Annotated in this window: 9 protein-coding genes; 5 read left to right on the top strand and 4 right to left on the bottom strand. The window is 62.6% G+C overall.

What is annotated here, in order from left to right:
- Positions 1-759: 759 nt before the first annotated feature.
- The gene (locus ACIPRI_RS25605) at positions 760-1,068 is read right to left on the bottom strand and encodes a helix-turn-helix domain-containing protein (protein WP_446624324.1); all 309 of its coding nucleotides are present in this window, start codon (positions 1,066-1,068) and stop codon (positions 760-762) included.
- A 48-nt stretch (positions 1,069-1,116) separates the two neighbouring features.
- Here ACIPRI_RS25605 and ACIPRI_RS25600 point away from each other — a divergent pair, with 48 nt between their 5' ends.
- A complete protein-coding gene (locus ACIPRI_RS25600) occupies positions 1,117-1,800 on the top strand; it encodes a helix-turn-helix domain-containing protein (protein WP_446624323.1) in 684 nt (227 codons plus the stop codon).
- 891 nt (positions 1,801-2,691) lie between these two features.
- Here ACIPRI_RS25600 and ACIPRI_RS25595 read toward each other — a convergent pair.
- Entirely contained in the window at positions 2,692-2,925 is a 234-nt protein-coding gene (locus ACIPRI_RS25595; RefSeq protein ID WP_446624328.1) for a hypothetical protein, read from the bottom strand.
- A 38-nt stretch (positions 2,926-2,963) separates the two neighbouring features.
- On the opposite strand from ACIPRI_RS25595, the gene ACIPRI_RS25590 reads away from it, so the two are divergent.
- Entirely contained in the window at positions 2,964-4,160 is a 1,197-nt protein-coding gene (locus tag ACIPRI_RS25590) for a hypothetical protein (RefSeq protein WP_446624322.1), read from the top strand.
- A gap of 43 nt (positions 4,161-4,203) precedes the next feature.
- Here the strand turns inward: ACIPRI_RS25590 and ACIPRI_RS25585 are convergent, their stop codons facing one another.
- Entirely contained in the window at positions 4,204-5,211 is a 1,008-nt protein-coding gene (locus ACIPRI_RS25585) for a hypothetical protein (protein WP_446624321.1), read from the bottom strand.
- A 138-nt stretch (positions 5,212-5,349) separates the two neighbouring features.
- On the bottom strand, positions 5,350-5,607 hold the full coding sequence (locus tag ACIPRI_RS25580) for a hypothetical protein (protein WP_446624320.1): 258 nt from the start codon (positions 5,605-5,607) through the stop codon (positions 5,350-5,352).
- 329 nt (positions 5,608-5,936) lie between these two features.
- Between ACIPRI_RS25580 and ACIPRI_RS25575 the strand changes: the two genes are divergently transcribed.
- From ACIPRI_RS25575 to ACIPRI_RS25565, 3 genes are read left to right on the top strand one after another with little or no spacing between them, the layout of a single operon-like run.
- Entirely contained in the window at positions 5,937-7,403 is a 1,467-nt protein-coding gene (locus ACIPRI_RS25575) for a DUF3375 domain-containing protein (protein WP_446624319.1), read from the top strand.
- Positions 7,387-8,133: a DUF4194 domain-containing protein gene (locus ACIPRI_RS25570; protein WP_446624318.1), complete on the top strand. Its 747-nt coding sequence runs from the start codon at positions 7,387-7,389 to the stop codon at positions 8,131-8,133. Before ACIPRI_RS25575 ends, ACIPRI_RS25570 begins: the two co-directional genes overlap by 17 nt.
- Complete coding sequence (locus ACIPRI_RS25565) at positions 8,130-11,756, top strand: ATP-binding protein (RefSeq protein ID WP_446624317.1); 3,627 nt, start codon at positions 8,130-8,132, stop codon at positions 11,754-11,756. Before ACIPRI_RS25570 ends, ACIPRI_RS25565 begins: the two co-directional genes overlap by 4 nt.
- Positions 11,757-11,758: the final 2 nt, after the last annotated feature.

Here is an 11,758-nt window from a genome sequence, read left to right as displayed (position 1 = left end):
CAAGGCGTGCGGATTCGGCCAGCCACTGGTCCACCTCTCGGTAGCTCGAATGATCCCGGAAGATGACACGACATTGAGGGACCGCTTTCTGGCAGCGAATTCGTCGCTTCGGTTGACCGGATTGGGCTGCGGAGCTGCCGGATAGCGGTCGATCCTGACGGATTGAGATAGGCCCTAACCGGCTGTACGCGGTTTCGCGATTGCAGTCGCTCGACGTGATCGACCAGGTCAACAACTTTGACCGCGAGCGCACAAACGCACCTGCTTTGACCGGCGAAGGCGTGCGCCCCATCACAGTTGGTGCGCAAGTGCCTGATGGCACTCGAACTCGCATTCAGGAACTTTGCTCATCGACAAAGGGAGCGCGATGTGCAACCAGCGTAGCAACGCGTCTGATGACCGTTGGACCGACCACGTGTGCGACGAAGTCCCCTAGCCGGCCCGTCGAGACCTTCCTGGTCGGAGCGTCAGATCCGGCGGAATTTCAGCCCAGCAGCAAGAACTCGACAGTTGTTTGTGTTGCTCGTCACTACGGCAAATTCCCCCTACGTCGCTGAACTACGCAAAGCCGGTCACTCCGCTGGTTGAGCAACCGCCGCGGATCACTGCGGCTGCTTCTGCGCCGTGTGCGGCAGTCGCGGCGAGATTCGCGAATGGCACTTCCTGCACGAGGCCAACCTTCTTCCACTTATTGATGGTCGTCGAATCCGCCGAGTGGCTCCAGGCGGACCCGAACGTTTCGCGCACGCACAACTGGCATCAGGAGGACTTGCTTTTTTTCTTTGGGCGGTCCAACGCCTGGAAGAACTCCGAAGGCTGTAGGCCCAGCGCCGCAATGATCTTGAGGATGTTAATTAGTGCAAGGTTGTGCTCTCCACGCTCAATGCCGCCCATGTAGCTCCGGTCGATTCCACAGGCATCGCCGAAGGCCTCCTGCGAGTAGCCCAGCGCCTTGCGGTGGCGACGCACGCTCTCCCCGAACACCACCAGCTCGGGCACCTTCTGCTTGTCGGCAGAGACAGTATTCACCATGCCGATATGGTCAATCTTGCCGGCATAAGGCACCACGGGATATAGTTACCCTGTATATAGTTACCATCCTATCGGTGTTGCCCCATGCGCCAAAGACAGGTCGCCTCGCCGCTGCCAACTCCGCGCCCCCTTAAGCTGCCGGCATCGCTCGCCTTGGCCGTGGCGCGCCGGCGCCAATTACCGCTGTCTGAGCCGCGCAGCGCCAGCGCTGAGTTGGTCGGGCAGCAAGTGCGCGCGCTGCGTCTTTGCAGCGGTGCCTCCGCCGGCAAGCTTGCCGCAAACGCGGGCATCTCCCGCTCCATGCTCTCGCGCATCGAGCGCGGTCTGGTCTGCGCCTCCGTCGAGACGCTTGAACGCATCGCCGTCGGCCTGGGCGTCGGCCTCGCGCGCCTGTTTGTCCAACCGTCTGGCCGCAGTACCTTCTGTCACGTCCCCGCAGGTATGGGCACCCACGTGCAGCATACAGGCGAGGTGGCAGAGCACTGTCGCCAAATGCTCGGCCAGTTGCGCTCAGGGAACTTGTGCATCGAGCCCTGGCTCGTAAGACTCGGCCCCGAGGCCGAGACATTCGGGGCATCATCCCAGCAGGCAAAAGTCCAATTCGTGTACACCCTGGCCGGACGGCTCGCGTGCCGCATTGGCGACCAGGTGGTTGAGCTGAGCGCGGGTGATTCGCTACTGCTGGGCGCCTCCATCGAGTTTGGCGTCGAGGCCATCGGCGCGCAGGCCGCGACGTACCTTTTCGTGACCTTCACTTTGCGGACCTAGCCTCGTGCTATTGCGTCTGGAACAGCAACTACCGCCCGAGCGACACGCGCGTGGCCTGATCACGACACGCTCAGCCTTCGAAACAGGCGCTGACTAGCCATGCCTGCGTCACGCGCTCGCCTTTCTTTCTTGCGAGATGGAGCGCTGCAGACCGCTCAGGCGGACGGGGAAGCGGTCTTCGTTTCGCGGCGACGTCCTTCGCACCGCGATATAGCGCACGCATTGCAGGCGGCACGCGCGGGCGATCGAGGCCATGCGGCAATGCATCGCCGCGCGGCACGGGGGGCGCGAAGTGCCGTGCCGCGCCAGACCCTCGTGCAGACTGGCTCTCCGACCGGTCACGTGCCGGCCCTTTTATCTTGCCCACCTAATCGGGGCTCCCTGGTTCGTGGCTTTCTTCATGGAATTCTCCTTCAGGACATCGTCGTCTGCACTTTGGAAGCACACGCGCACCAACGCATGGATGTGCGCGTGCGCATGCGGCTAGCCCGCACGCAGCCGTGAGTGAACGGGTCATCGCTCGTGTCGCCGGCGCCGTCGTTGGCGGTGCCCAGCCTGTCGCGCGATCGTGCGTTCGCGTGGTGGTCGAGGACTGCGTGCGCCGTGCACTCCTCCGCGCTCATCGACGGGCTGTGGATGTCGCTGCGCAAGCCCTGCGGCTGGCAGCGCGAATGGCCCGCGAGGCGCATGTCGCCATCAGATGGACGGGGCTGTGTCAAGCACTCGAGCGTGGTCCGCTGGCGCGGCCACAGGCAAGATACCGAGCTTCCCGTAACCAGGGATCTGCACCAATGCTCTCCAGTTCACGTGGGAACGCCTTGCCCCTCGCGGGTGTTCAATGGGTGTTTCCAGCGATGCAGCACGCCTGCAGCAGCGATGTCACCAGGGCCGTCACGCGCCCGCTCCTGCCGGTGCGCCGACGATGGCTTGGCTGCCGTTCGGCACCGGCAGCCCGGGTGCCTTCGCAGGCCGCCCGAGATGCTTTTGGTCCTTTTTTCTGGCGCGCTGGGTCACCTGCTCGGGCGATTCGCCGGCGTCGCTGCTGTAGAAGGTGCCATCGCTCCACATCGCGTGCATGATCACCGCCAGCTTGCGTGCCACGGCCACGCGCGCGCTAGCATCCAAGAGGCGACCTCGGTGCATTCCCCGCCATACTTATATGCATGTCGATCACCCTGACCAGAGATCATCTGTATGAGTTGGTCTGGAGCAAACCTCGCAGCCAGATTGCCAAGGATTTGGGCATCTCGGATGTGGCCATCGGCAAGCACTGCTCGCGCGCTCACATTCCGGCTCCTCCCAAGGGCCACTGGGCCAAGCATGCGGCAGGAAAGTCGACACTGCGCTTGCCGCTGCCCATCCGACTGCCAGGTCACGCCAACACGGTGCGCATGGGCGGCTCACCCTATGAGCGGCACTGGGGCGGGCGAATCGACTCTGATGCACCCTTGGTCGCGCCCAGCTTCAAGGAGGACATCGAGGCGCAGGTTTCAGCGGCACTCAAGCTGGTGGGGCGTGTCACGTCCACGCGCGACCTCACCAATGCCAGTCCCGCACTCGCCCGTGTACTCGCGGCCGAGACTGCCAGACGCGAGAAGCTCGCGCGAAGCGACTGGAGTTTCGACAAGCCACGCTTCGAGGATGTCGTGCATCAGCGTCAACTTCGGCTTTTCGACGCGATTGCGAAGGCCGTGGCGCCCGTGACCGAGAGCGTTTCGGTGTTCGATCAGGATGAGTGGGCGCAAGGCCACGGCACCGTGCACAGCCTGCGGTGCCATGTCCGATTCGGTGCGGCCTCCCTGGACCTTCGGTTTGCCGAACCCAGCGATGCAAAGGCATTCACGCGGGATCGGCCCATCAAGGAGGTCCGCTACACCACGCTCTGGTTGGGTCGGGAGGCGAGCGATCTCGGCGTTCTCAGCTGGTCCGATGCACCTGACCAAAAGCTCGAGCGGCAACTCGGTGTCATCGTCGAGGCGCTCTTGCGTCGTGCAGAGCTGGCACTTCGCGCCCACGCCGCATCGGCGTATGAACAGCAACTCGAGTGGCGAGCCGAGGCGCAAAGGGAGCGCGACGAGGCCGCCAGGAAGGCGGAGTTGAAGCGCCTGGAAGCAATCGCCGAGCACCGCCGTCGTGTTCGCCAGGGCATCGTGGCCCTGGCCCGCCAGCGCAAAGAAGCAGGCGACATCCGCGAGCTGGTGTCCGCGTTGTCCCGGCATCCGGATCTCCACGCGTCGACTGCAACGCAGTTCGAGCAGTGGCGTGCCCAGGCACTGGCCATCGCCGATGATCTCGATCCGCTGAAGCGCCCGCTGCAGGACATGCTCGCCAGTTTCACGGGTTCAGGCAGCGCGCAGTAGGCAGCCGGCCGCAAGCAGCTACGGCGCGCTCGCCAGGCGGCGCCTATGCGAACTCGCCCGGTTCGCTGGCATCCATTGCCGTGCTGCGTTGGCCGATTGAGCGAAACACGGTAAACAGGCCCTTGCGTTCAGGCAGCGGGACCTTTTGCATCTCGAAGGTGACGCATCCTCGCAGGACCTGGTGCCAGTGCTTGCACCCGTAGCGCAAAGGCGTCTCGAGCGCATCGATGCGTCCAATGAAAGCGATCGCATCATCGAGCAGCGTCCACCCGTCCGCGGCCAGGAACGCCTCGGCCTCGCGCAATCGTTCAGCGATGGTGCTGCCGCGGTTCAGTGCCGGCCGCTCGCCCGGTGCTGGCTTCACAAACTGCGCCGGATCGATCGAAGCGACGGCTTGTGCGCCCGCTTGTCGGGCGTGATCGATCGATCGCGCCCAGTCCAGCAGTTGTGCCATGTGGCGATCCACCGTGTGGTAGCTGTGCTCAAGATAGGCATCCGCGGCCTGGCAGCCGTCGATTGCCCAGAGATCGAAACGCTGCATCAGGTGATGAACAAAGTCGTTGCGCAGGGCGACCAACTCCCGCATGGCCGTCACGGTGTTCGCGTAGCCTTGCGGATCCATCTCGAGGCTGGTGCGAAAGCTGAACCAGGCCTCGCTCAGGTTCTGCGGCGCCTGGGAGTACCGGCTGGGCTCGCCATCGTCGCGCGTCTTGAACACTGCGTTGTGCAAGGCGTCGACGAGCTGGCCCAGCGACTTGCCGGCGAACTCCTGGATGCGCGCGTCTCGGCGCTCCTTCCAATTGGACAGGGTGCCGCTCTGGTCGTGATCCACCAGGATGGCCTTGACGAGCATTTCGTACTGCTGGACGCGAAGCAGGCATTTCCCCAGCTTGCGGTGCACTTCCGAGCGCTGGGCTTGCGTGGTCTGCGGCGCCGAGCGGCTCGCCAACGCCGCTGGGGCCTGCCATGCGGATTCGACCGCGGTGTCAGCGGGCGCGCCGGGCACGCTGGGGTCCGGGTGCGAAGCCAGGTCACCGTTCTCCAGGGGCATGTCTGTGGGTCAATCGCTTTGAGTTGGACGGCGACGAGGGCGGGGGCGCCATCCGGGACCACCGCCGGGTCATGCGCGGGAATCATACCGATGGGTGGCCAACCGGCCTTATGTCAACCCGGCTTCGAATCCCCCGCCTCATGCACTTGACGTCGCAGCGAGCAGCCGCAGGTAAGCGCCGTCAATCGGCTCGTAGATCGCCGCCTTGACCCACGCCCGCACCTCAGCAGCCGATGCATTGGCATAGCTCCAGGCCGCTACGCGATGGGTGGTGGCTGCGTCGGCGGCCACACCGGCTGCCGCGCCTATTTCACCGACGGCCGTGTAGTCAGGCGCTCCAGCCATCGTTCCAGATAGCTCTTTGCGGCCAACGAATCGGACTTGCTCCTGTTGCATTGCGGGTGCGCGAGCACGAAGTTGTGCGCCAGGTCTCGCGCGTGCGCCGGCGCGGCGACCGGGAGATGTCATTCGCGCAGCCCAGAATTCCCGCAACCTCTTACATGGATCGAGGCCCCAAACGCCGAAGTGTGGAAACATTCACATTGCGGAGTAAGCAATCGTTTCTACAATGCCTGGCAGCACCGCTGCGCGCCGCTAGGGAGGCCGCGCGCATTGTTTATTGGGGTGACATTCCGGTGCCTACAAGGTTCCAGGGCAAGAAGGGCTAAAACGTCAATGAGGTCCTGCAGAAAAGCGAAGTCATTCTTGCGGCCGCAGAACACGGCATGAGTATCTTGCGCAGCGCAGCCACACTGCGCAACCTTCGCGAGCAGCCGATGTGGAAGCTACTTGCTGCCGACCGCGCGCCCGTCATTGCCGCGCTGTTGGGCAACTTGCTGCTTCAGGACGAGAAGGTGCTATCTGCGTCCACCTTCGAAGAGCGGCTTACGCGAGACATAGGAGCGCTGCGCGCGCAGGGCTATGACCTGCCCTATTCGGCGGCAGCCTATGTGCGGGAATGGATTGACCTGGGTTGGCTGTCGCGTCGCCTTGCACAAGGCGCCCCCGAGGAAGAGCTTAGCCTCACGACCGATGCAGCCAACGCCGTGCGCTTCATTGTGAGTTCCACCCAGCCGCGCCGCAGTGCGACGGAAAGCCGTCTGGCCACCGTCATCAACCAACTGCAGCGACTTGCCGAAGAAACTGACGGAGACCGCAAAAGCCGACTGGAGTCGCTGATGGAGCAGCGCGACCGCATCGACCGTGAGATCGAACGCGTCAACAACGGCCAAGTCACGACGCTGCCAGATGATCGGGCGCTGGAGCGTGCTCGCGACATCATCTTTCTGGCCGAGGAACTGGTTTCAGATTTCCGTCAGGTGCGCGATGAATTTGAGCGACTCAACCGCGACCTGCGCGCAACCCTGATGGACCACGAAGGCAGCCGCGGCCATGTTCTCGAGAAGCTCTTCAGCGGCGTGGACGTCATTGGCGATAGCGACGCCGGTCGTACGTTCCAGGCCTTCTGGCGGCTGCTCAATGACTACGAGCAGTCCGCCATCCTCGACGATGCGGTCGATTCGCTGAACTCTCGTTCGTTCTCCAGAAATCTGAGTGATGCCGACCGGCGCATGTTGCGCAATCTCACGAGTCTGCTGCTCAAGGAAGGCTCGACCGTGCATGAAGTTCAGCAAAGCTTTGCCCGAGGCCTCAAGCACTTCGTTCAGAGTCGCGAGTTCATGGAAAACCGTCGGCTGCATCAGCTGCTTGGTGTGGCCCAGCGAAGCGCCGTGCAGGTCAAGGACCAGCTCCGTACCAACGCAAATATCGGCTTCACCCTCACTTCGACCGGTGCCCGAGTGGCGTCGGCCGCTCAGTGGGGCTTGCTCGACCCCTATATGCGCATGGCGGACACCACCATGGAGAAGGTGCCCGAGGGCGAGCTCTCCATGGATGAAATTGCAGAGATGGTCCGTCGCTCGGAGATCGACCTTCGCGCCCTCAAACGCAACATCCTCACCCTCCTTGAAGACAAGGAAGTGGTAAGCCTGACCGAACTGCTAGATTGCTTCGATGCCGAGCAGGGCCTGGGCAGCGTGGTGGGCTACCTTTCCCTAGCCGCGAAGCATGGCCAGATTTTTGAGACCCAACCCTGCTCCATCGAATGGACAGGCGCAGACGGCGTGCGTCGACGTGCTGACGCTCCTGCCGTGTTCTTCCGTCGGGAACGGGCCCATGAATTCCAGCTTTGACATTCTTCCTTCCGACGAGCATGAGACGCCCACCTCGTTAGAGGCTTCGGTTGCCGCGCTGCAGGTCACCCGTCAGCAAACCTTTGAGGGCGATAGCGGTGCCCTCCCGCTGGATACGCGCCGCACGCTCGTGCAACTGTTGACAGGTCCTCTAATAGACGGTCGGCGGCATTCCAAAGCATGGGAAGTGGTGTTGCGCGACGAGCCAGTGCTACGCAGCCGGCTACACGAGCTGTTCCTGGAGTTGGTGCTCGACCGAGACCAGCAGGTGGCCTTCTTGCGCCAAGTGTCCCGAGAGGATGTGGACATCCCGATCCTGCTGCGACGAAACACTCTGTCCTTCATCGAAACCGCCCTACTGCTGTTCCTGCGCCTTCGCCTGACCCAGGCCGACGCGCAGGGGGAGCGTGCGGCACTCGACCTGCATGAGATGCTCGAATACCTGAAGACGTTCGAGCGCAGTGACAACGTGGACCAGTCGCGTTTCGCCAAACAGTGCGATGGCGCGGTCGAGAAGGCCAAGAAGTTGGGCTTGCTGCGAAGGCTGGCCAACTCGGAAGAGCGCTTCGAGGTATCCCCAGCTCTCAAACTGCTCTTCCCAGCGGAGGAGATTGAACAGCTGACCAAGGCCTACGCCGCAGCCGCGAGACTTCCGAATGCGTCCGATGTAGGCGCCGGTACCGACAGCGCCACCGACGACGACAACGAAGATGAGGGGGACCAAGCGTGACGGATTCCAATAACGGGAACCAGTCGGGAAATGAAGGGCTGTTTGCCTCCACCGGCGTGCCTGCCTTCCTGTTGAAGCAAGCGAATGAGGTCAATCCGGTAGCCCTGGCGCCCATTGCCCCCACGTCGCCCGGCACCGATCTGTTTTTGTTCGAGGTAGAGACCTCGCCCTATGCACCTACCGCGCCCCCGTCACCCTCCCTCCCCTCCTCGCCCTTGACGGTGCGCCCTCCTGCGGTTCCGGCCGACCTGGTGAGCGTGCGCGCGACTCGCCCTATCGCGTTCCTGGACGGCGATGACCCGGCTGTTCAGGCGCAGTTCCGTCTGCGACGCCTGCAGGCCTACAACTGGGGCACGTTCCAAGGGGTTGCGGACTTTGCCATCGCACCCGAGGGATACTTGTTCGTGGGCAACTCCGGCTCAGGAAAGAGCACGATGCTCGATGGACTGGCAGCGCTCACCACCCCGGACCGTTGGCGCGCATTCAACGCGGCGGCGCGCGAGGCCGACCGTGGCCGATCTGACCGCAACCTGGTGACCTATGTGCGGGGTGCCTGGGCCCGGCAGAGCAATGACGAGCGCGAGGCCGTCCAGCAGTTCCTGCGCAAGGGCACTACGTGGAGTGCTCTGGCCGCCACATACCGCAATGCTCTTGGAGCGGTGGTTACCATCGTCATGCTGATGTGGATTCGCGGCCAAAGCGCTTCCACCCGCGACATGCGGCATCAGTACCTCGTGTTCGAGCGCGAATTCGACGTCACTGAATTCAAGGTCCCGTTCGCCGAGACGGACTTCGACGTCAGAAAACTCAAGGCGGCCTTTCCTCAAGCCTTCATCCGTGAAGAATTCAAGGCCTACCAAGAGCGCTTCTGTCGGCTGTTGGACATCGAAAGCGAGCGGGCGCTACGCCTTTTGCACAAGACTCAGTCGACCAAGGACCTGGGCGATCTGAATGTGTTCCTTCGGGACTTCATGCTCGACGAACCCGAGACTGTTGCGGTTTCTGAGCGACTGGTTCGCGACTTCCAGGAGCTCAATGCGGCTCACGCCGAAGTGGTCTCAGCTCGTAGACAAATTGAGACGTTGGCGCCAGCACGTGACAACTTCGCAACGCGCGCCAGCGTCGTGACAGAGATCGACGACCTGCAAGCCATCGATGAACACCTGGAAAGCTACGGCCAGGAGCAGCGCGGGGTACTAATAAACGCAGAAATCGAGGACACGAGAAGGGAGATTCAGCACTTCCAGATTGCCATTGGAGAGGCAAAGGCGAAGGAAGCTCATGAGAAAAGCGTCCGCGACCAATACATCTCTCAGGTACAGGGGGCGGGTGGCCTGCAGCTTCAGAACCTCGAACTTCGCATCGAGGAGGCCGAAGGGCAGAAAGGAAATCGCCTCGCCAAGCATGCAGTGGTCGACGCGGCATGTCGCGCCTTGGAATGGCCGACTCCAAGTGCGCCGCAAACCTTCCTTGCTACCCAAGAAAAGGCTCGGGAGATGCTCAGTGGCCCGTCGCAGGCCGACGACCTTGAGGAGCGCCGAGATCCCGTCAAGCGCCAGTACGACCGCCTGTCCGAGCGTTTGAGCGACTTGCGCAGCGAAATCGAGTCCATGGAGCGCCAGCCCTCCAACATTCCAGGCCCCTACCTGCGGCTGCGCGCCGAGCTTGCGCAAGAGCTTGGTGCTGAGCCCAAGGACCTTCCCTTTGCGGGCGAGCTGATGGAAGTGCGTTCGGAGGAATCGGTCTGGACCGGTGCCATCGAGCGCGTTCTTCGAGGCTTTTCGCTGTCCATCGTCGTCCAGCCAGACATGTACGCCGACTTCAGCCGTGCGCTCAATGAGCGTCACACGGGTATGCGCGTCGTCTACCTGCGCGCCATGATGAACGCGCCCACGGAGGTCGACCGGCGTTCCCTCAGTGAAGGCTCTCTGGTTCGCAAGATCACCCTGGCCCGCGGGCCCCACCAAGACTGGATGCGTCAGCAATTGCGCCACCACTTCGACTACGAGTGTGTCGAGGACATGGCGGAATTTCGCAGTAGCACTCGCGCCGTCACCAAGGCCGGTCAGGTCAAGCACAACTCCACGCGTCACGAAAAGGATGACCGATCTAACGTCGATGACCGTCGCCAGTGGGTGATGGGCTTGGACAACCTGGCCAAGAGACAGGTTTACATCGCCGAGACGCAAAAGGTTGGCGTGGAGCTTGCCGTGCTCCAGGGGCAACTCAACGAGCTAACGACGGAGCGCAATGAACTGCAGCAACGTCGCGATCACGCCAACATCCTCGCCAATGTGAGCTGGGAAGAGATGGACGTCAGCGGCTTGTTGCGCCAGATCGCTGAGTTGCAACAACAACGCCGTCTCGAACTGGAGCGCAATCCAGACCTGAAGGACTTGCAAGAGCGCTTGGCCAACCAGGAAAAGCACTACGAAGCTGCGGTCGCGAAGCGGCAGAAGGCCGAGGGCGATGAGCGCGACGGCCTCAATCGACTGACGGCGCTGCAAAAATCACTCGATGCGCTGCATGTGCCTCGTGTGCTTACTGAGGAGATGCGTGCTGCTATCAAGGAGCGCGTCTCGCGCATCAATCGTCCGGTGGCCTTGGAGACGCTGGACAGCGTTTTGCACAGCGTAACCCGCAGCATCGGCAGCGAGCGCGACATGCTCAAGAGTCGCTCAGCCGCTCTCCAGGCGGCTATCGAGCTGGCATTTCGGGACTACAGCCGCATTTGGCCGTCCGAAGCCGGTGGCCTGGATCCGAAGCTTGAGAGCGCAACGGACTTCATCGCCAAGCTCGAGCGTCTGGAAACCGACGACCTGCCGAGATTTGAAGATCGATTCATGCAGCTACTACAGCAGCAGAGCAACCAGAATCTGGCCACGTTGCAACAGCGCCTTGACATCGAACGAAAGCAGATTCATGACCGGCTGGATCAAGTCAACGGTAGCTTGAAAACGGCGGACTACAACCCCGGCACGCACTTGGTCATCGAGCCCCACGACAGAGCCCTCGACGAGGTCAAGGCGTTTCGCGCGCAACTACGCGACGCGCTGACCCAGGCTTTCACACAGGACAAGGTAGCCGCGGAGCGGCGCTTCGAAGCCCTGAGCGCCATGGTGAAGCGCCTATCCAGCCAAGAGTCGGCCGACGTCAAATGGCGCACGTTGGTTTTGGACGTCCGACTCCACGTGGACTTCCGCGTTCGCGAGCTTGATCGAGACGGCATCGAGCGCGAGGTCTATCACAGCGGCGCCGGCAAGTCGGGAGGCCAGCGGCAAAAACTGGCTGCGGCTTGCCTGGCCGCTGCGCTGCGTTACCAGCTGGGCGGTCAGGACCGATCCGTGCCCTCTTACTCGACGGTCGTTTTGGACGAGGCCTTCGACAAAGCGGATGCGGAATTCACTGCCGCGGCCATGACCATCTTCAAGACCTTTGGGTTCCAGATGGTGGTGGCCACGCCAATGCGCTCTGTGATGACGCTCGAGCCCTTCATCGGCGGAGCGTCCGTAATTCACATCGTCGACGGCAAGAGTTCGCGCTTCTCGCAGGTCCAGTATGACAACGCCCAAGGCCGTCTCGGCCTGACCGCAGAGCTGCACGCCCTCGCGAACGAAGAGTGAGC

This window comes from Variovorax sp. LARHSF232 (genome assembly GCF_052871435.1).
The sequence above is the reverse complement of the archived record's forward strand: the minus strand, read 5'-3'. Positions and strand labels throughout refer to the sequence as shown.

What these genes read in the sequence shown, in the direction of transcription:
- ACIPRI_RS25575 (WP_446624319.1), top strand. Translation starts at nt 5,937, where the DNA reads ATGAGTATCTTGCGCAGCGCAGCCACACTGCGCAACCTTCGCGAGCAG.
- ACIPRI_RS25590 (WP_446624322.1), top strand. Translation starts at nt 2,964, where the DNA reads ATGTCGATCACCCTGACCAGAGATCATCTGTATGAGTTGGTCTGGAGC.
- ACIPRI_RS25570 (WP_446624318.1), top strand. Translation starts at nt 7,387, where the DNA reads ATGAATTCCAGCTTTGACATTCTTCCTTCCGACGAGCATGAGACGCCC.
- ACIPRI_RS25585 (WP_446624321.1), bottom strand. Translation starts at nt 5,211, where the DNA reads ATGCCCCTGGAGAACGGTGACCTGGCTTCGCACCCGGACCCCAGCGTG.
- ACIPRI_RS25600 (WP_446624323.1), top strand. Translation starts at nt 1,117, where the DNA reads ATGCGCCAAAGACAGGTCGCCTCGCCGCTGCCAACTCCGCGCCCCCTT.
- ACIPRI_RS25580 (WP_446624320.1), bottom strand. Translation starts at nt 5,607, where the DNA reads ATGCAACAGGAGCAAGTCCGATTCGTTGGCCGCAAAGAGCTATCTGGA.